At 71.9% G+C, this 18,931-nt stretch carries 17 protein-coding genes and 3 tRNA genes; 10 read left to right on the top strand and 10 right to left on the bottom strand.

The genetic code is table 11. From position 1 onward, the window contains the following. Positions 1 to 5: 5 nt before the first annotated feature. Positions 6 to 605 carry a hypothetical protein gene (locus AB0B97_RS09075; protein WP_354857291.1) on the top strand — a complete coding sequence of 200 codons (600 nt, stop codon included), beginning with the start codon at positions 6 to 8 and terminating at the stop codon, positions 603 to 605. 66 nt (positions 606 to 671) lie between these two features. Here AB0B97_RS09075 and AB0B97_RS09080 read toward each other — a convergent pair whose 3' ends face one another. Next, positions 672 to 2,936, bottom strand: a complete 2,265-nt coding sequence (locus tag AB0B97_RS09080; protein ID WP_357491879.1) for a glycosyltransferase family 39 protein — start codon at positions 2,934 to 2,936, stop codon at positions 672 to 674. Between the two features lie 123 nt (positions 2,937 to 3,059). On the opposite strand from AB0B97_RS09080, the gene AB0B97_RS09085 reads away from it, so the two are divergent. After that, on the top strand, positions 3,060 to 3,767 hold the full coding sequence (locus AB0B97_RS09085; protein WP_234582594.1) for a glycosyltransferase family 2 protein: 708 nt from the start codon (positions 3,060 to 3,062) through the stop codon (positions 3,765 to 3,767). On the opposite strand, the gene AB0B97_RS09090 is transcribed toward AB0B97_RS09085, so the two are convergent. Together AB0B97_RS09090 and AB0B97_RS09095 are read right to left on the bottom strand one after the other, a co-directional pair. Then, positions 3,753 to 4,646 carry a transketolase gene (locus AB0B97_RS09090; protein ID WP_357491882.1) on the bottom strand — a complete coding sequence of 298 codons (894 nt, stop codon included), beginning with the start codon at positions 4,644 to 4,646 and terminating at the stop codon, positions 3,753 to 3,755. The genes AB0B97_RS09085 and AB0B97_RS09090 overlap by 15 nt on opposite strands. Before the next feature lie 5 nt (positions 4,647 to 4,651). Then, entirely contained in the window at positions 4,652 to 5,347 is a 696-nt protein-coding gene (locus AB0B97_RS09095; RefSeq protein ID WP_357491884.1) for a transketolase, read from the bottom strand. A gap of 45 nt (positions 5,348 to 5,392) precedes the next feature. Between AB0B97_RS09095 and soxR the strand changes: the two genes are divergently transcribed. Then, a complete protein-coding gene (gene soxR, locus AB0B97_RS09100; RefSeq protein ID WP_357491886.1) occupies positions 5,393 to 5,848 on the top strand; it encodes a redox-sensitive transcriptional activator SoxR in 456 nt (151 codons plus the stop codon). On the opposite strand, the gene AB0B97_RS09105 is transcribed toward soxR, so the two are convergent. Then, on the bottom strand, positions 5,831 to 6,808 hold the full coding sequence (locus AB0B97_RS09105; RefSeq protein WP_357491888.1) for an NAD(P)H-quinone oxidoreductase: 978 nt from the start codon (positions 6,806 to 6,808) through the stop codon (positions 5,831 to 5,833). The genes soxR and AB0B97_RS09105 overlap by 18 nt on opposite strands. 332 nt (positions 6,809 to 7,140) lie before the next feature. On the opposite strand from AB0B97_RS09105, the gene AB0B97_RS09110 reads away from it, so the two are divergent. Continuing rightward, positions 7,141 to 7,230: transfer RNA gene (locus tag AB0B97_RS09110), tRNA-Ser, on the top strand. Positions 7,231 to 7,233: 3 nt separating this feature from the next. Here AB0B97_RS09110 and AB0B97_RS09115 read toward each other — a convergent pair. Beyond that, positions 7,234 to 7,389 (bottom strand): hypothetical protein, encoded by a 156-nt coding sequence (locus AB0B97_RS09115; RefSeq protein WP_357491890.1) that lies wholly within the window; start codon positions 7,387 to 7,389, stop codon positions 7,234 to 7,236. 143 nt (positions 7,390 to 7,532) lie between these two features. On the opposite strand from AB0B97_RS09115, the gene AB0B97_RS09120 reads away from it, so the two are divergent. Next, entirely contained in the window at positions 7,533 to 8,075 is a 543-nt protein-coding gene (locus tag AB0B97_RS09120) for a YbhB/YbcL family Raf kinase inhibitor-like protein (protein WP_234582588.1), read from the top strand. A gap of 64 nt (positions 8,076 to 8,139) precedes the next feature. Here the strand turns inward: AB0B97_RS09120 and AB0B97_RS09125 are convergent, their stop codons facing one another. After that, positions 8,140 to 8,850, bottom strand: a complete 711-nt coding sequence (locus tag AB0B97_RS09125; protein ID WP_357491892.1) for a class I SAM-dependent methyltransferase — start codon at positions 8,848 to 8,850, stop codon at positions 8,140 to 8,142. 211 nt (positions 8,851 to 9,061) lie between these two features. Between AB0B97_RS09125 and AB0B97_RS09130 the strand changes: the two genes are divergently transcribed. Further along, positions 9,062 to 10,891 (top strand): hypothetical protein, encoded by a 1,830-nt coding sequence (locus AB0B97_RS09130; protein WP_357491894.1) that lies wholly within the window; start codon positions 9,062 to 9,064, stop codon positions 10,889 to 10,891. Between the two features lie 45 nt (positions 10,892 to 10,936). Here the strand turns inward: AB0B97_RS09130 and AB0B97_RS09135 are convergent, their stop codons facing one another. Further along, positions 10,937 to 11,719: an IucA/IucC family C-terminal-domain containing protein gene (locus AB0B97_RS09135; protein ID WP_234582692.1), complete on the bottom strand. Its 783-nt coding sequence runs from the start codon at positions 11,717 to 11,719 to the stop codon at positions 10,937 to 10,939. A gap of 332 nt (positions 11,720 to 12,051) precedes the next feature. On the opposite strand from AB0B97_RS09135, the gene AB0B97_RS09140 reads away from it, so the two are divergent. Continuing rightward, the gene (locus AB0B97_RS09140) at positions 12,052 to 13,581 is read left to right on the top strand and encodes a peptide deformylase (RefSeq protein WP_357491896.1); all 1,530 of its coding nucleotides are present in this window, start codon (positions 12,052 to 12,054) and stop codon (positions 13,579 to 13,581) included. A gap of 69 nt (positions 13,582 to 13,650) precedes the next feature. Here AB0B97_RS09140 and AB0B97_RS09145 read toward each other — a convergent pair whose 3' ends face one another. After that, positions 13,651 to 14,766 carry a globin domain-containing protein gene (locus tag AB0B97_RS09145; RefSeq protein ID WP_357491898.1) on the bottom strand — a complete coding sequence of 372 codons (1,116 nt, stop codon included), beginning with the start codon at positions 14,764 to 14,766 and terminating at the stop codon, positions 13,651 to 13,653. A 144-nt stretch (positions 14,767 to 14,910) separates the two neighbouring features. On the opposite strand from AB0B97_RS09145, the gene AB0B97_RS09150 reads away from it, so the two are divergent. Continuing rightward, positions 14,911 to 15,681 carry a CPBP family intramembrane glutamic endopeptidase gene (locus tag AB0B97_RS09150; protein WP_234582583.1) on the top strand — a complete coding sequence of 257 codons (771 nt, stop codon included), beginning with the start codon at positions 14,911 to 14,913 and terminating at the stop codon, positions 15,679 to 15,681. Here AB0B97_RS09150 and AB0B97_RS09155 read toward each other — a convergent pair. Beyond that, positions 15,642 to 16,859, bottom strand: a complete 1,218-nt coding sequence (locus AB0B97_RS09155; RefSeq protein ID WP_357491900.1) for a hypothetical protein — start codon at positions 16,857 to 16,859, stop codon at positions 15,642 to 15,644. The two genes, AB0B97_RS09150 and AB0B97_RS09155, sit on opposite strands and share 40 nt — an antisense overlap. Positions 16,860 to 17,320: 461 nt before the next feature. Here AB0B97_RS09155 and AB0B97_RS09160 point away from each other — a divergent pair. Next, positions 17,321 to 17,411: transfer RNA gene (locus AB0B97_RS09160), tRNA-Ser, on the top strand. Positions 17,412 to 17,446: 35 nt separating this feature from the next. After that, positions 17,447 to 17,519 (top strand) — tRNA-Arg (locus AB0B97_RS09165). A gap of 101 nt (positions 17,520 to 17,620) precedes the next feature. On the opposite strand, the gene AB0B97_RS09170 is transcribed toward AB0B97_RS09165, so the two are convergent. After that, complete coding sequence (locus AB0B97_RS09170; RefSeq protein ID WP_357491902.1) at positions 17,621 to 18,790, bottom strand: tyrosine-type recombinase/integrase; 1,170 nt, start codon at positions 18,788 to 18,790, stop codon at positions 17,621 to 17,623. Positions 18,791 to 18,931: the final 141 nt, after the last annotated feature.

Genomic DNA, 18,931 nt, shown 5'->3' on the forward strand with positions numbered 1-18,931 from the left:
GAGTCATGCCACGTTGGGGATTCGTCACCGGCACCACGGCACTGCTCGCGGCGGTCGCGCTCGGGGTCAGCGGCTGCGGCGCGGCCGAGGTGGCCAGCCAGCCCGCGCGGGACGCCGCGGTCGAGGTTGCCGCCGCGATGGGTGTGGAGGGCCAGGCGCTTACCGCGATGGGCTTCGACGCCACCGACCTGGACGTGCAGACCGTCGCCGCCCCGGCCACTCCGACGCCGGGCGCCTCCCCGACGGCTCGCGACAAGGACCGGCAGAAGCGCGGCGAGGAGTGGCGCAAGCGCCACCAGGCCCGCGTGCAGCTGCGCAAGAACACCCTGCACGGCGAGGCGGTGGTGCAGACCAAGGACAACGGTACGCAGACCGTGGCCGTGCAGCGCGGCGAGGTGACCGCCATCGACGGCGACTCGATGACCGTCAAGTCCACCGACGGGTTCACGATGACCTGGACCTTCGGCGACGACCTGCGGGTCGTCGAGCGACGCGCGACGGTGCAGCCGAGCGAGGTCAAGGTCGGCGCGAAGCTCGGCGTCGCCGGTGCCAAGGACGGCGACAAGGGCGTCGCCCGGCTCATCCTCATCCCGCGCGACAAGTGAGCGACGGGCCCCCGGGTGTACGCCCGGGGGCCCGTCCCTGCGCGGCTGCGCCCGAGCGGCAGGCGATCAGCGGCCGGGCGGCAGGGCGTAGCCCACGTACCCGCGGAACTCCAACCGCCAGCCGGCCGGGACCAGCTTGGCGCAGGCCGGCTGACTGCCGGTGCAGACGATCGCGTCCATCGAGGCCGGGTCGGCCGGCGGCCGCTCGGGCAGGACCGACTGCAACGACACCAGGTCCGGCGAGCCACCGTCCGGCTGGCGCAGCAGCAGCCACCACGGGTACTCCCAGTTGTCGTTCTGCTCCACCAGCCCGATCCGCCGCGCGCCGCTGTCGCGGACCGCTGTCGCGGCCCATTGGAACTCGTCGGCCCACTGTGGCCGGCGCAGGAACCGGGTGTCCCAGTCCGAGGTGGTGAAGACCGAGCCGGAGCCGACGAGCCGGCGCGGGAAGCCGTACGACAGCGCCAGCACCCCGGCCAGCGCCGAGGTGGCCAACACGGCGACGGTCGCCACGGTGGCCACGGACCGCCGCCGTGCCGGCACTGAGGGCTCCGGGTTCGTGTGGCGGCGCAGGAGCGCGTCCAGCCACAGGCCGGCGAGCGGCACGGCGAGGACCAGGGCGTAGAGCAGCAGCCGGTTGCCCCACGGCTGCCACTTGAGCATCGACGTGTGCAGCAGCACGGTGGTCAGCACCACCACGGCGTACGAGCGCAGCGGCCCCACCGGCCCGAGGTCGAGCCGACGCGGGCGGACGAGCGCGACGAGCGTGCCGAGCACCGCGAGTGCCCCGGCGATCGGGAACGCCACCCGGTCCTCGTCCGGGTACCAGGCGGGCACCGGAAAGACCTCCCGACCGAAGGTGATCGCCCGGTCCTGGGGGTCGACACCCAGCACGTCCGCGCCCTCGATGATCGCGTCCGCGCTGGCGCTGCGCAGCGGCGCCAGCGGCGTGTCGAACGCCGTGTGCCCGATCCGCAGGGCGTTGACCAGGATCGACGCCGGATCGTGCCGTTCCATCGGGATCGACTCCCGCAGCCGTGGGGGGCCCAGCGGATTCCCGAACTCGGCGGTCACCCGGGTCAGGAACGGGCCGACCACCAGCGCCGCCACCACCAGGATCAGCGCCGAGCCACCGACGACGCGAACCACCGAACCGATCGACCGAACGCGACCGGCGGCCGGCGCGCGACCGGCGGCCGGCGCGCGACCGGCGGCCGGTGCCCGGTCGGCGGCCGGTGCGCGGTCAGCCAGGGCCAGCCGGAGCTGGGCCAGGCCCCACAGCAGCAGCAGCGGGCCCACCGCGAGCAGGCCACTGGTCTTGGTCACTGCCGTCAACCCGGTGGCCGCGCCCAGGCCGAGCAGCGTGCCCCAACCGGTCCGCCGACGCAGCCCGTCCAGGGCGAGGGTCGCCGCGCACGCCACCCACGCCGCGCAGACCAGGTCGGTCTGCGTACTGGTCGCCTGTAGTACCACCATCGGCGTGGTGGCCAGCACGAATGCGGTGATCAACTGAGCCCGCCGGCCGCCGCCGAGCTGCGCGGTGATCCGCGCGACCACCAGCAGGCAGAGCACCCCGGCGGCCCACTGCACCAGGTTGTGCAGCGCGTCGGAGCCGGTGAGCAGGCGCAGGTGCAGGAGCAGGTACTCCGCGCCGGGTGGGATGGTCACCTGCCGGTGGATGGCGGTGGGCCAGAAGTCCAGGTCACCCTGGGCCACCCAGTGTTCGACCTTGGGCAGGTGGTAGGTCTGCGAGTCGAAGTTGTTCGGCTCGGCCAGCAGCGCGACAAGCAACTCCAGCAGCACCAGCCCGCCGATGCCACCGCCGAGCAGTCGCTCGCCCCGACTCGCCGTACGCCAGATCTCGGCTGCTCTGCGCAGGCCGGCGCGTACCTCACCGGTCCGGATCGGCGTGGCGTCGCGCCCGCCGGACGGGCCACGGTCGGCGAGCGGGACGGACGTCTCCGGGCCCGCGCCCGCGGTCACCGCCGCGCCGACCGGCACCCGCCGGGCCGTCGCGGCCGGCACCTCGGCGGGCACCTCGGCGGGCACCTCGGCGGGCGGAGTGTCCCGGTGCCAGCGCAGGCCCACCGCCGTCGCGGTGGCGAGCAGGAAGAGCAGCCAGGCGGCGACGAACGCCGGCCGGGTCAGCGCGTGCAGCGCGCCGAGCACCTCGACGACGAGCACCGCGTACGCCCCGGTGACCAATGCCGCGCGCACCGCGGCGAGCCGTGACGGCCCCACCGCGTCGGCCCCGCGGGGCTTCGTCGCGACCGTGAGCAGGAGCAACGAGGCGGCGGGGAGCATCGCGAGCAGGGAGCCGGCAGCCGACATGGCCGGAAGTAAACACCATCTGGCTGAATCGTCGCGCCGGTTGTCCGACGGTGGCGGCAACCGTCGGCCTGACCAGTCGGGCTAGGCTATGCCCGACGTGTCGTCGCCCCCGTGGAGATTCCCGTGAAGCTCTCGATCCTCATGCCTGTCTACAACGAGGAAGAACGCATCGCAGACGCCCTCAAGCAGGCGTTGGCGGTTGACTACCCCTGCGAGATCGAGTTGGTCGTTGTCGACGACGGCAGCCGGGACGGCACCGGCGAGGTCCTCGGTCGCGTCGACGACGCCCGCCTGCGGGTCATCACCCACCCGCGCAACGCGGGCAAGGGCGCGGCCATCAAGACGGCGGTGGACAGCGCGGAGGGCGACTTCATGGTCATCCTCGACGCCGACCTTGAGTACGACCCGCAGGACATCCCGAAGCTGCTCGACCCGGTGCTCGACGGGCGGGCCACGGTGGTCTACGGCAATCGCACCTTCGGCAGCCACAGCGCCTACAGCTTCTGGTACGTGATGGGCAACAAGGGCGTCACGATGGCGGCGAACGTGCTGTTCAACTCGTACATCGGCGACCTGGAGACCTGCTTCAAGCTGATGCCGGTGGAGCTCTACCGGTCGCTGGAGGTGCGCTCGCGCGGCTTCGGCATGGAGGCCGAGGTGACCGGCAAGCTGCTGCGCCGCAAGATCCGCCCGTACGAGGTGCCGATCAGCTACCGGGCGCGGGGCCGCGAAGAGGGCAAGAAGATCACCTGGAAGGACGGCGTCGAGGCGATCTGGATCCTCGGTCGCGAGCGCGCTCGCCGCCGTCCCGCCGTGTCATCCGCGCGCTGATCCCAGGAACGCGCCGATCGTCCGTCGCAGACCTGCGGCGTCCAGGCCGTGCCAGCGGGCGTGGTCGGCGGCATCGCCGTAGCGCCGCAGATCGGTCCGGCCCACCCCGAGCGTGAGCAGCCGGTGCGGCACGTCCGCCAGGGCGTGCCCGACGACCGCGCTCGACGTCCCCGCCAGGTACGGCTCGACCAGCACCACGTCCGTCCCGGCCAGCGCCCGCAGCCCGGCCGTGTCGAAGGGCCGGGGGGTGTGGGTGTACGCGACCGTCACGTCCATTCCCTCGGTCGCGTCGAGCGTGGTGTCGAGCATCGGCCCGACGGCAACCACGAGAGGCGCGTCCGGCCCGCCCCGCCGCAGCACCCGTAGTCGGTCGGCGTCCGGATACGCCTCGGCGTTGCGCTGCTCGGTGAGCCGCAGGTAGACCGGATCGTCGCCCGCCGCGGCGTCCCGGAGCAGCGGCGCGACCTCGTCCGGGTGACCGGGCACCCGCACGGTCCAGCCGTCGCCGAGCGAGTCGAACAGCGCCACGTCACCTGGTGACTGGTGCGTGCGGCCCTCCTCCGCGGCGTCGTACGAGGCGCCGATGCTGACCAGCACCGCGCTCACGCCCTGGTGGTCCAGATCCAACTTGATCTGCTCGTACGCCCGGTCGACGAGGAACGTCGCGTACGAGTGCACGATCGGGCGCAGCCCGGTCAGAGCGAGGCCGCCGGCCACGCCGACCATCAGTTGCTCCCGGATGCCGACGTTGAGCACCCGGTCCGGGTGCCGCCGGCCCGCCGGGGCGAACTGGCTGACCGAGATGTCGGCCAGCACGAGGGCGGTGCGAGGGTCCTCGTCGAGCAGGGCAGTGGTGGTGTCGATGAAGGCGGTACGCATGACTGTCATCCCTTGCTCTCGACGCGGGCGACCACCAGGTGCGGCTGTCCCGGCCGGTGCCCGGTCAGGGCCGCGTACAGGGCGGTGTGGTCCCGGCCGTCGACCGTGTCGGCGGTCCACCCGTTGACGGTGAACCGACCGGCGATGCCACCCGCCCAGCCGTGGGTCGCCGACGAGTTGTCCACCACGATCGCGGTGAGGCTGTCCAGACCGGTCGCGCCCGCGTACGCGATGGCCTCGTGGTTGGACCCCTCGTCCAACTCGGCGTCGCCGAGCAGCACGTACACCCGGGGGGTGAGCAGGCCCTGCGCGCGCAGGCCGAGGGCGGTGCCGACGCCCAACCCCAGCCCGTGGCCGAGCGAGCCGGAGCTGATCTCCACGCCTGGCACCAGCACCCGGTCCGGGTGGTGGCCGAGCCGGCTGTCCGGCCCGCCCAGGTCGTCGAGCCAGGCTTCCGGGATGAACCCGTGTGCGGCGAGCACCGCGTAGTACGCGGCCGGCCCGTGCCCCTTGGAGAGCAGGAACCGGTCCCGGTCCGGGTCGTCGACGGTGTCGGGGGTGACCCGCAGCACCCGGTCGTAGAGGACCTGGATCACGTCGATTGTCGAGTGGGCGCTCGGCGCGTGTTTCTCGTCGCCGGTCAACCGCCGGATCAGGCCGGGGAGCCTGGCACTGCTGTCGGTGGTGAGTGTGGTTGCCATGCCACTAGCGTGTGAGTTGAAGTGCACTTCATTTCAAGGACCGTGATGCAGGACTCATTGACCATCGGCGAACTCTCCGTCCGCTCCGGCGTGGCGCCGTCGGCGCTGCGCTACTACGAGCGGCTCGGTCTGATCCGCGCCAACCGCACCGGCGGAAACCAGCGCCGCTACGCCCGCACCGAACTGCGGCGGGTCGCCTTCATCCGGATCTCCCAGCAGGTCGGCGTCTCGCTGGACGAGATCCGCGAGGCGTTGGAGTCGCTGCCCGACCGCCGTACGCCCAGCCCGCAGGACTGGGAGCGGCTCTCCGCGAGCTGGCGCGGCCGCCTGGACGAGAGGATCCGGCTGCTCACCAAGCTCCGCGACGACCTGGACGGCTGCATCGGCTGCGGCTGCCTGTCCCTGCAACGCTGCACCCTCTACAACCCGGAGGACACGCTGGCCGGCGAAGGTCCCGGCGCACGCCTCATGCTGCCCCGCGCCTCACCCGACGGTGAGTAGCACCTTCCCGACGTGGTCGCTCGACTCGACCAGCCGGTGCGCCTCGGCAGCCCCGGCCATCGGCAGCCGCCGGTCCACCACCGGGCGGACCGCGCCGGCCTCGACCAACGGCCACACCTCATCGCGTACGCCCCGGACGATCTCCGCCTTCTCGGCCAGCGGTCGGGAGCGCAGCGCGGTCGCCGCGACGCTCGCCCGCTTGGCCAGCAGCGCCCCGAGATCCAGCTCGGCCTTGCGACCACCCTGCATCCCGATCACCACGAGCCGGCCGCCGGTCGCCAGCGCGGCGACGTTCCGGCCCAGGTAGGACGCGCCCACGATGTCGAGGATGACGTCCGCGCCGTGGCCGTCGGTGACCTTGCGGACCTCCTCGACGAAGTCCTGCTCCCGGTAGTCGATCGTGTGCGCCGCGCCCAGCTCGCGCAGGCGGGGGTGCTTGGCCGCGCGGGCGGTCGCCAGGACCGTGGCGCCCAGGGCCGCCGCAAACTGGATCGCGAACGTGCCGATCCCGCTGCCCCCGCCGTGCACCAGCAGCGTGTCACCCGAGCCGAGTCGGCCCACCCTCACCACGTTCGACCAGACCGTGCAGGCCACCTCCGGCAGCGCCGCGGCGTCGACCAGGTCGACGCCGGCCGGCACCGGCAGCAGCTGCCCGGCGGGCACTGCGACACGCTCGGCGTACCCGCCGCCGGCCAGCAGCGCACAGACCTCCTGGCCGACGGCCCAACCGGTCACCTCCGGCCCGATCGCGTCGATCACCCCGGAGCACTCCAACCCGAGGTACGCGGGCGCACCCGGCGGCGGCGGATAGTGCCCCTGCCGTTGCAGCAGGTCGGCGCGGTTCACTCCGCTGGCCCGTACCGCGACGATCACCTCGCCCGGGCCGGGCTCCGGGTCGGGGACCTCGGCCCACACCAGCGCGTCGGGTCCACCGGGCTGCGGAACGGTGATGGCTCGCATGGCCTCAGTCTTACCCGATACGCCCGTGGGCCGCAGACGCACCCCGGCGCACTCCGGTCGTCGGCGCTCGGCCCTGGCGCTCGGCGCTCGGCCCCGGGTTCCATGAAACCGGGGTGTCTGTGACGGTCCGATGCCCCGGTTTCATGGAATCCGAGTCGATCACGCCGCTGCACGCTGCGACGCGTGTCCCGACTTCCGTCGGGTGGCGGCGATCCCCGCCACAGTGGACGCTACGGCCGCCGCCTGACCGGCGCTTCGGGGAGGGACGCCGAGCCGGCCGGCGGGTGTCGTGGCAGACTGTCCACGGCCGTACACCCGCGGGTGGCGGTCCGGGAGGGTTCGCCTAGTGGCCGATGGCGCTGGTCTTGAAAACCGGTAAGGCAGCGATGTCTTCGTGGGTTCGAATCCCACACCCTCCGCCACCGCTACTCCGGGGGGTCGACCGTCCGCCGGTTCTCACGGACCGTCTCGTCGGCCAGCCGCTCGACCGCGCGTCGGCGCTCCTCGGCGAGCGCCTGCTCGTCCGGCTTGCGCAGCGCGGTGACGACGGCGACCAGGAAGTCGCGCCAGATCCCTAGCAAGTATTCCCCCCGTGGAAAGTTGCGGGCTGCCAACCATAGCGTTCGGCCGGCGCCGCCGGACAACCGACGCATCTGGTCGTTGGTCGGCCCGGAACGGGGTATGAAGGGCAGGTATCTGCCCAGACCGGAAGGACGCCGTCCCGATGACCCTCGAACGACCGATCGCCCCGGACCCGTACGAGCTGCTGCCGACCGTGCCCTCGTTCACGCTGACGAGCGACGACGTGCAGAACGGCGAGCCGATGGACGCCCGGCACGCCCACGGCAGCACCGGTGGTGAGAACGTCTCCCCGCAGCTGACCTGGTCGGACTTCCCCGCCGAGACCAAGAGCTTCACCGTGACCTGCTACGACCCCGACGCCCCGACCGGCAGCGGCTTCTGGCACTGGGTGCTGGTGAACGTGCCGGTCAACGTCACGCAGCTGCCCAGCGGCGCGGGCGGCGCGGCGGGCACCGACCTCGGCGGGGCCTTCTCGGTCCGCAACGACTACGGGGAGCAGGGCTACGGCGGGGCGGCGCCGCCGCCCGGTGACCGGCCGCACCGGTACGTCTTCGCGGTGCACGCCCTGGACGTCGACCGCCTGGACCTCACCCCGGACGCGAGCCCGGCCTACGTCGGCTTCAACCTGACGTTCCACACCCTGGCGAGGGCGGTCATCCGCCCGACGTACCAGATCAAGGAGTGAGCCGTACCCCGCGATCTTGCACTGTCCGTTTGCGGTCGAGTGCAAGATCGCGGGGCGGGGTGGGTCAGGCGGGGACGCGGGCCACCGCGAAGACGGACTGGCCGAACGGGGGTCGGACGACCTGCTCGGCGGCCTTCGTGGCGGGGAGGACGAGGGTGTCGTACACCTTGACCATCGGCCCCTCCTTCGGCATCAGCCGGAAGACCTTGGTGGCCATGAAGTAGCCGATCAACCCGAGTGCGTTGGCGTAGTGGATCTTCTCCACCGTCAGGCCGGCCTCGGTCATGGCCGTGCCGAGCGTCTTCTTGGTGTAGCGGCGGACGTGGCCGGTGGCGATGTCCGCCGGGCTCATGGCGAACTGGAACGCCGGCACGATGATGATCACCGCGCCGCCGGGGCGGACCAGGTCGCGCATGCTGCGCAGCGCGCCCACGTGGTCCTCGATGTGCTCCAGGACGTTGTACGAGACCGCGGCGCTGTAGTCCCCCCGGTCGCTGTGCGGGAGCAGCATCTGCCGGACGTCGATGCCGGGCTGTTCGGCGAGGCGCTCCTTGAGCTGCACCAGCCGGTCGGGATCGGCCTCGGTGGCGGTGAACCGGGGCAGCCGCTGCGACCATTCCAGCGCGTAGTCACCGAGGCCGCTGCCGATCTCGATCGGGTCGTCACCGAGGTACGGCACCGCCAGCTCGACGAACCAGCGGCGGTGGTTGACGGCCGTTGCCAGGCCCTCCAGCACCTCGGACTGGACGCGCTGATCCCCAGTGATTTCTGCCATGCGTCGATTCCTCACGATATGAACTCGACCCGTGCCTGGACCGACAGAGTGAATCATCCGCTTGGATGGCAGAAGAATCGGGGGAGCGGTTGGCCGAATTGCGGTCGGGGGGTGGGCACGTGATCGGCGGTCGGCGAACCCGGCACATAGTACGGCAGTACCCCGAAACATGTCACGGTGCCGCCATACGCTGACTACCCTATGAATTGTCATGACTACTCCCGAACCGGACGCGCCCGGCGACGGCCCGGCCACCGCGTCGCCGGTGGAGGGGGCCGGCGGCGGCGATCGCTTGCGCCGCAACGGGAAGTGGACCGATCTGGCCGCCGTGCTGAGCTTCGTGGTGCTCGCCTTCTGGGTCACCGGCCGCCTCTGGTTGGACCCGGGCAGTGGAGTGCGGGACAACCGCTCCGACCAGCAACAGTTCGAATGGATGATGGCGCACGGTGCGCGAGTGGTCACGCATTTCGCATACCCGTTCCATTCCGATCAGATGAACGTGCCCGACGGTGTCAACCTCATGGCAAATACGTCCGTATTATCCATTTCGCTGCCAATGACGCCGATCACCCTGCTGTTCGGGCCACGTGCGGCATTCCTGCTCTTTCTCACCCTCGGAATGATCGCCACCGCCACCGCCTGGTACTTCCTGCTCTCCCGCGTCCTGATCGGAGCCCGGGGGCCGGCCTGGCTGGGCGCGGGCTTCTGCGCGTTCGCGCCGGCCATGGTGTCGCACGCCAACGGGCACCCGAACATCGTGTCGCAGTTCGTCGTCCCACTGATCATCTGGCGTACGCTGCGGCTCGCCGACCCCGGCCGCTGGCTGCGCAACGGGCTGCTGCTCGCGCTGGTGATCGTCTGGCAGGCGTTTCTCAACCTGGAGATCCTGCTGATGACCGCGATCGGGCTCGGCGTGATCGTCGGCGCGCTTGCCATCGGCCGCCCCGCACTGCGGTCACGGGCCCGGTCCTTCCTCGCGGGCCTGGCCGTCGCCGCAGTGGTCGCGGGTCTGCTGCTGGCGTACCCGCTGTATGTGCAGTTCTTCGGACCCGGCGCCTACTCCGGGCTGTCCAGCCTGATCCGCGGCTACTCCAGCGACCTGGCCTCGTTCGTCGCGTACTCCCGGGAATCGCTGGCCGGCAGCCCGCGCACCGCCGCCGGGCTGGCCAAGAACCCGACCGAGGAGAACAGCTTCTTCGGCTGGTCGCTGCTCGTGCTGGTGGTCGCCCTCATCTGGTGGCTGCGGCGCTCGGTGGTCGTGCTCGCGCTGGCCGGGCTCGGGCTGCTCTTCACGGTGCTCTCACTCGGGCGGGAGATCCGTTTCGCCGGTCACGGCACCGGCGTGCCGGGGCCCTGGGCCGCGCTGGAGAACCTGCCGATCCTGCACTCGGTGGTGCCGACCCGGTGGGCGCTGGCGATCACCCCGATCGTCGGGGTGCTGCTCGCCTACGGCGCCGAACGCGCCCGCGAACTGGCCCGTACGCGCCCGGCCGCCCGCCCGCAGATCCGCTTCGCCACCGCGACCGTGCTGACGATGGCCCTGCTGCCGATCCTGCCCACCCCGCTGCCCGTGGTCCAGCTGGACCCGGTCCCCACCTTCGTGACCAGCGGGGCTTGGCGGCCGTACGTGGCTGGTGGGCGCAGTGTGGTGACCCTGCCGCTGCCGGACACCAACTACGCCGAGCCGCTGCGCTGGTCCGCCGCGACCCGACTGGACATGCCGCTGGCCCGGGGCTACTTCCTCGGACCGGACACCCGCCCGAGCGCGGAGCCGCCGAAGGTCGCGCTGTTCACCGCGCCACCCCGGCCCACCAGCAGTTTCTTCGCCACCATCCGACGGACCGGCGCGGTGCCGCCGATCACCCCGCAGAGTCGGGTCAACGCGGTCGACGACCTGCGCTACTGGCGGGCCGGCGTGGTGATCCTCGGGCCGCACGAGCACGAGCTGGAACTGCGGCGTGGAATGACCGAGCTGACCGGGATCCAACCGGTCTTCACCGGCGGCGTCTGGGTGTGGGACGTCCGGCCGCTGACCGACTGAGCGGGGGTCGGACGCGCCGGGATCAGCCTTGTCGGACGCGCGGGATCAGCCCTGGCGGACGCAGCAGCCCTGGCAGACCTTCGGGCTGGGCAGCGTGAAGGCCAGGCAGCAGGTGCGTCGCTGCACGCTCGGCTCACCGGTCGGGCCGGGCACCAGCTCGACCAGGTCCGCCAGGTCGAGCGCGCCGAGCAGGGTGTCGATGCTCTGCACCGTCGAGCCCGGCAGGGCGTCCGCGGCCCGGAGGATGCCGTGCGCGATGCCGGAGGCGACCGAGCCGAGCAGCGTCCGGGTGCCCACCCGCACCTCCGCCTGGATCGCCGCGATCAGCGGCGCCAGGTGGGCGTCGAGCAGGGAGGCGCGCAGCTCGGCGAGCAATTCGGCCTCGCCGGCGACGACGCGTACCTCCGGCAGGCCGGAGAGCGCCAGCGGGTCGCTCGGCAGCACGGCCACTGTGGTGCCGTGGCGCAGGCCCAGTGTGAGCAGGGGCCGGTGGTCCTCGAAGTGGATCAGCACGTCGGACGGGTCGAGCAGTGGCACCCGGCGGGCCGAGGCCCAGCCGAGCACGACCGGCAGGGCCGTCCAGTAGCTGTACGACTTCCAGGCCAGCGCGGCGCAGGCGTGTGGGGTACCGCCCCAGCGGACGCTTGCCGCGTGCAGCAGCTCCGGCAGGCGGGTGCCGTCGATCAGGGTGGTGGCGGGCGCCCAACCGAACTCGTCGTCGACAAGCAGGCCCCGGGCGAGACCGGGAAGGTCGTCGGTGCCGAACATGGCCCGCAGCGCCGCGGTGACGGGGGCGAGCGGCGTGGCGGTCACGTCCCGCCTCGGCATCACCGCTGTCACCGTGTCATCCCCCGTCCGCGTGACCGGGGAGCATGCCCCGGCGGACGACCAGCGCCGTCCTGAGCTAAGGCTAGCCTAACCACGCCTGGCGGCCTAAGGGAAGCCTTGCCTCGGTCGGATCGGGAGGCCCGGGTCACTCCGGCTCCCGGCGGGAGCAGCGCTCCGCGCCCCGGCGTACTACCCGCACCCGGCCTCCGAAAACGCCGCCGCAGGATCGATCACCGTCGGTGGATTGTCAAGCGTTGTGTCGACAAGGTGGCAGATGCGTGTGCGCTTCGCCACGGAACGTGAAACTGATACTCCCGGCCACGAGGAAGCCGATGACGACGTCACCCCTCGAACGGGCTGCCGACTCCTTCGCGGCCGAGCTCGCCCGCCAGCGCGCCGGGCGGGGCCTGTCCAAGAAGCAGCTGGCCATCCTGATGGGGTTCGACCCGTCCTACGTCAGCCACGTCGAGGGCCGCCGACACCGCCCGACCGAGGACTTCGCCCGCCGTGCCGAGGCCGTCCTGGAGGCCAGCGGCGCGATCTGGCAGCGCTTCCGGGAGTACGACGACCTCCGGCACGCCCGCTCCGGCCAACCGCACCGCGAGCCCCCGCTGCCCGGTCAGTGGCTGCCTCCCGGCACCGGCCTCGTCGTCGAACGGGAACTGGCCACCCTCACCCACACCGACGACGCCTACCGGTGCGTCATCCGCCGCGAGCTCTACAACGCCGGCACCGAACCGGTCACCCGCTACCTCGTCCGCGTCGCGGTGGACCGGTACCCGAACGACCCCGGTCGCTCCAACCGGCACCACCGGGAACACCCGCTCACCTTCGCCGAGCTGCAACTACAGGCCCGCCGCGACGACGACGCCGGCGACCCGGAGCCGATGCACTGGCGGGCGAAACACGACCGGGACGCGTTCAAGGAGATCTGGCTGCTCTTCGAGAACGGCGAACGGCGCTTCCCCCTCTACCCGGGAGACCGGGCCATCATCGAGTACGCGTACAGCGTCGGGCACGAGAAGTGGGGCCCCTGGTTCCAGCGGGCCGTCCGGCTGCCGACCCGGCACCTCGCCGTACGCCTGGACCTGCCGGCGGCCCTCGACCCGCAGGTCTGGGGCGTGGAGACCTCGCTCTCCGCGGAGGAGGGCCCGCTGCGGACGGCGCCGCAGCGTCGCGACGAGGGCGACCGGGCGATCTACGACTGGCAGACCGACGCCCCGCCGCTCAACGCCCGCTACCGGATGCAGTGGCGCTTCCGGGCCCGGCCGGACAGCGACCCGGACGTCGGCCCCGGCGGCACCCGGGTCCGCCCCAGCGAGCGGATGCGCGGGATCGGCATCGTCCAGCGCGGGGCCGACCTCCTCCGCCAGCAGGTCCGGCAGTTCGACCTGCCCGGCGACGAACAGGTGGCCCGGGACGTCGTGGACCGACTCACCATGGCGCTGTCCCGGCTCGACGAGCTGCACCCGTTCAGCAAGGGAGTGGGCATCGCCGCACCGCAGCTCGGCATCGGCCGTGCCGCCGCAGTGGTCCGGCCCCCCGACCGGTCGGCGGAACCGGTAATCCTGCTCAACCCCCGGGTGGTGGACGCCGACCCGGAGACCGACGAGCAGTACGAGGGGTGCCTCTCCTTCTTCGACCATCGCGGTCTGGTGCCCCGACCGCTGCGACTCGACGTGGAACACGCACAGTGGGACGGCAGCCGGGTCATCACGTCGTTCGAGTTCGGCATGGCCCGGCTCGTCGCGCACGAGATCGACCACCTGGAAGGGCGGCTCTACGTCGACCGGATGGCACCCGGCGTGCCGCTGGTGCCGGTGGAGGAATACCGGGAGACCGGCCAACCCTGGCGCTACTGACCAGGGCGGGGGCCGGGGCGCGTGCCCCAGGGGGCAGGGGCACGCGCCCCGGTGTGGGGGGAGGAACGTCTAGAGATCGCCGAACGTGTCGTAGCGGATGTTCGGCGGCGGCACCTCGTCGGCGGCCAGCACCCGCAGTGTCGACCGAACCATCTGCGCCGAACCGGAGACGTAGCAGTCGTGCGTCGTCCACGGGCCGTACCGGGCCACCACGTCCGGGATGTCGCCCAACTCGCCGTCGAAGTCGGGATCGTCGCTGCACGCCGCCGTGACCGACAACCACGGGTGCGCGGCCACCAACTCCTGCAGGCCAGCCAGCCCGTACAGGTCCGTCGCGTGCCGGGCGCCGTAGAAGACGTGCACCCAGCGCGTCCGGTTGTAGCTGGCCAACTCCTCGACCAGCGCCTTGATCGGCGCCAGCCCGACGCCACCGGCCACGCAGAGGATGTCCCGCTCGGAGGAGCGGTCCAGGGTCATCGACCCCATCGGTGCCGCCAGGCGCAGCAGGTGCCCCGGCTGTACGCGGCGCACCAGCGCCCCGGACACCCAACCCGCGCCCGGGCTCCGCACGTGGAACTCCAGCACGTTGTCGTCGTTCGGGGCGTTCGCCACCGAGTAGTTCCGCCACACCCTCGGGTGGAAGCGGGGCAGCTCCAGGCTGACGTACTGGCCCGCCCGCCAGGACAGCGGATGTTGCAGGGCCCGGCAGGTCAGCACGGCGATGTCCGGGCCGTGCCGCTCGTGGGTCAGCACCTCGGCGTGCCAGAACGGCGGGTTGTCGTCGTCGGCCGCCCCGGCCGTCATCTTCGCCGCGATCGCCGCGTACGCGTCCCGCCACGCCTGGTCGTACTCCAGATTCCAGCCGTCGCCAGCGGTGCTGCGCAGCGCGTCCAGCAGCGCGACGCCCATCGTCGCGTAGTGCTTGTCGTCGACGTGGTACTTGCGGTGGTCCCGGCCCAGCGCACGCAGGAACTCGTCGAAGCTCTCCGGATCGTCCACGGTGTGGATCGCCGTGATGATCGCTTCCAGCAGGCGGTCACCCTGGCCGTTCATCTGCACCGGGAAGAGCTGCCGCAGGGCGGGGTCGAGCAGGAACAGCCGGGCGTAGAAGTGCCCGCTCAGCCGCTCCCGGTCCTCCTCGACGAGGGTCCAGCTCTCCTTCAGCAACCGTGCGACGTTGTCCACCGGTGCTCCTTCTCCAGACGGCAGCGGATCGGGCGCTCATAGAATCTCCACGGAGCGTGCTCACCGGTCGCACAGAATGTGCGATCGGTTCACGCCGGCCGATCGGCCGTGCCCCCGGTGCCGTCCGTCGGGCAGAGTGGTGCGGTGACCGTTGAGCTGACCCGCCCGGTGTCCCGCCGAGTACTGGGGACCGAGACGCTGCTGGTCCTCGGCCTCTCCCTCGGCCAGTCCGCGGTCTACGCGGTGGTCTCGATCATCGCGAAGCTGACCGCCGAGGGGCCGCTCTCCAAGCAGACCGCCGCACTGAACACCTCGGCGTCGGCCCGACCCTGGCTCGACCTGACGTACCAGCTCCTCGGCATCGTCTTCGCGCTGCTGCCCGTGCTGCTCGCCGTACACCTGCTCAGCCGCGACCCCGGCGACCCGGCGCGGACCCTCGGCCTGGACGCGCGGCGGCCCGGCCAGGACCTGGCCCGGGGTGCCGGCCTGGCCGCGCTTATCGGCCTGCCCGGCCTGGCGCTGTTCTGGGCGGCGGCACAGCTCGGCATCAACGCCACGCTGGTGCCGGCGGCCCTGCCGCACGTCTGGTGGGCGGTTCCGGTGCTGATCCTCTCCGCAGTGCAGAACGCCGTGCTGGAGGAGGTGATCGTGGTCGGCTATCTGGTCACCCGGCTGCGCCAACTCCAGTGGCGGCTCGCCGCGATCGTCGCCGCCAGCGCGCTGCTGCGCGGCAGCTACCACCTCTACCAGGGCTTCGGCGCGTTCGTCGGCAACGCGATCATGGGCGTGATCTTCAGCCTGTTCTACCTGCGTACCCGCCGGGTGCTACCGCTGATCATCGCGCACACAGTGCTCGACGTGGTCGCCTTCGTCGGCTACGCGCTGCTGCCCCGCGACTGGTTCAGCTGGCTCTGACGCGGCCGGTAGGCAGCGATCGCGCGGGCAGCGAGCCGATCGGTCGCCGCCGCGTCGCCCAATGTGGCGGCGACCACCGCCGCGCCCGGCAACAGCCGGGACGCCAACCGCAGCGCAACCCACCCTCCGGCCTGCGCGGTGAGCGGTGCGGCGAGTCGCCACGCCGCCTCCGCCGCCCTCGGCCACGTCCCCTCCACCGGCTCGTGCGCCGCCCGCGCACCGGCCAACGCCGCCTCGGCGCTCGCCGCGTCCGGATGCACCTGGGTCAACACCAGCAGCTCGGCCGCCCGGTCGGGATGCGCCGGGTCCCGGCCGTACGCCGCCGCCAGGTGCAGCACCAGGTTCGACTGGGTCCAGAGCACCGAGCCCAACTCCGCCAGCGGCGCGAAGAGCCCCGCCAGCGCGGACGCCGCCCCACCCGCGCCCGCCGCCCAGACGTACCGCCGGGTCGCCAGCCGGGCCACGCCGTCCGCCGGAGCGTCCGGATAGCGGGCCCGCAGCCGCTCGGCCCACTCGGCGGCGCCCGGACCAAGCGCCCGCACCGCCTCCAGAGCCAGCAGCTCCGGTGCGAAGCCCGGGTGGTCGCGCAGGCGGGCGATCACCGCCCGCAGGTCCGATTCCGGGGTACGCCCCGACGCCGGCACCGCCATCGACGGCCCCGTCGCCGGGGCGGTGGTGATCATCGGCGGCGACTGCTCGGCCGGGGGTGCTGCCTTCTTCGAGACGGCGGTCTTGCGAGGGGCGGCCGCGCGCTTGGCCTGTGCGGCGGCGCTCTTGGCCGGTGTGGGGGTGCTCTTGGCCGGTGCGGCGGCGCTCTTGGCCGGTGTGGCGGTGCTCTTGGCCGGTGTGGCGGTGCTCTTGGCCGGTGTGGCGGTGCTCTTGGCCGGTGTGGCGGTGCGTCTGGTCGGGGTGGTCGTCGGGGCGGGGGTGGCCGGGGGCGGTGTCGTGGCAGTCACATCGCCGGCCGGCGCCTTCCTGCGGGTGCTCGCCGGACGCGCGGAGGTGGCGCGCGGCGTCCGCTTCGACGGGTTCGCCGGCTGCTGCGGGCCGGCCCCAGGCGCCGGCCCGTCCTCCTGCGCCGCGCCGGACGCCTCGTCCGGCCGGCGCGTCTCGTCCGGCCGGCGCGTCGCGGCCGGCTTGGTGGGCTCGGCCGGTTCGCCCGGTGCGGGCGGTGTCACCGGCTGCGGTGGACGTGTCGGCCCGGTCGGTGTTGTCACCTCGGCCGGCGGAACCGGCTCGCTGCTGCCCGGCTGTCGAGGCAGGACCCGCTCCGGCTCCGGTGGCTGGAAAAGCACCGCCGGGGCGGGTCGGGGCCGTCGAGGACGCTGCCCAGGTGGCGCGGGAGCCGCCGCCGGCCCGGACGTCGGCTCGGTCTTCTCCGCCGTCTGCTCGGCGGCTGCGGGCGGCGTAAAAGTGTCCCGCGGAGAGCGCCTGCGCACTCGGTCAGCAGGCTCTTGGCGGGTCGGCTCGCTGGGCGGCTGCTGCTCCTGCATATCGATGGAGCGTAGTCCCGATCACACCGTCGCACAGGGAGGCGGCACAGGCGGCGGGGAGCGCTGGCGGTCGTACACCGGAAGTCGTTTTGCTCCCGGTGGGTGGCGACCTGTATCCTCGGGCGCGGTGGTCTGCGGATCACCAGGGAGACTTCGCCTAGTCTGGTCTATGGCGCCGCACTGCTAATGCGGTTGGGGTCTTAAAGCCCCTCCCGGGTTCGAATCCCGGAGTCTCCGCGCGAAAGCCGGGTGTGTACACTGGCTGAGCACGAGCGCCCGTAGCTCAATGGATAGAGCATCTGACTACGGATCAGAAGGTTAGGGGTTCGAGTCCCTTCGGGCGCACAAGATCAAACAGCGTCTGACCTGCGGAAACGCGGTCAGGCGTTTTTTGTTGATCGTCCCGGTTGGACAGTGGGTGTCGCGTGGGTGTCATGTGGGCGCCGTCACTTTCCGTAGTCATGCTTGGGTTGCATGTGTGTTGACCTGCTCTTCCGTGGTGGGGTCACTCGTGCTTGACGGGTAGTGCGCTTGTTTTTCGGGCGGGGTGTGGGGCGGCTGCTCTGGCCCGTCTTCCTGATCTTTTCGCGGGTGCGGCGGGCTGCGGCGAGAACGAGTCGGGCAGTGGCTTCGGCGCTCCTACGCTGGGCATATGGCAGGACGCTGGTGTAGGTGTCGGCGGTGGTGACGATGCTTGCGTGGCCGAGCTGATCTTGCACGGTTTTGAGGTCGGCACCGGCTTCGTGGGCGAGGGACGCGGCGCCGTGGCGGAGGTCGTGCAGACGGATCGGTGGGATGTCGGCTCGTTTGACGAGTCGGCTGAAGTGCCGGGTGGCGTACTGGGGGTGCAGGGGCCTGCCGTCGGGGCGGATGAACACGTAGCCGCTGTCGTAACAGGCTCTGCCTGCCACCTCGCGGGCGGCCTGTTGCTGACGCTGGCGGCGCTGGTGCTCGCGGAGCACGGCCACGGTGTGTTTGTCGAGAGCGACGGCGCGCGTGCTGGCGGCTGTTTTGGGTTCCCCTTCGATGACGTGGTAGCCGACGGTGGTGCGGCTGCGGAAGATGAACAGCACGCCGTGGTCGAGGTCGATGTCGGACCAGCGCAGGCCGCATGCTTCACCGCGACGTAGGCCGCGCAGGGCGATGAGCCACCACATGGCGAAGAACCGGTCGGTGGTGACCGCGTCGAGGAACGCGGCGAGATGAGGCGCGGTCCAGACGGCGACCGCTGGCCGTTGGCCGGTTGCCTGCCATTCCGCGACACGTGCGGGTGTCCACACCTGGGCGTGTGGCTTGCGGTAGGACGGGAGTTCGAGGTGCCGGATCGGGTTGGCGTCGAGGAGGCCCTCCCGGACAGCGAGGTTGAGTGCCGCGCGAAGAGTGGTCCGCAGATGCTGCAGGCATGAGGGCGACTGTGGCTGGCCGCGTCCGTTGGTGGTCTGTGCGATGTCGTTGAAGCCGCTGCGGATTCGGCGGATGTTGAGGTCGGCCAGGGTGATCCTGCCCATGTGCGGGATGAGGAACTGGTCGACGTCTCGTGTGTACTGGGCCCTGGTGGTGTCCTTAATCTTGGTGCGGGTGGACAGCCAATATCGCAGCCACGTTCCAGGGTCCATCCCTGCGCGGTGCGTGCCTCGCCGGTCTGGCTCAGCCATTCGTTGCGCGCCTGGGTGGCGGTGGCCTTGGATCGGAAGCCGCCCCGGCGGGCCCGTGTCGGCCTGCCGAACGCGTCGGTCGCGGAGCAGGCGAAGTACCAC

The organism is Micromonospora sp. NPDC049004, assembly GCF_040649315.1.
Taxonomy (GTDB): Bacteria; Actinomycetota; Actinomycetes; order Mycobacteriales; family Micromonosporaceae; genus Micromonospora.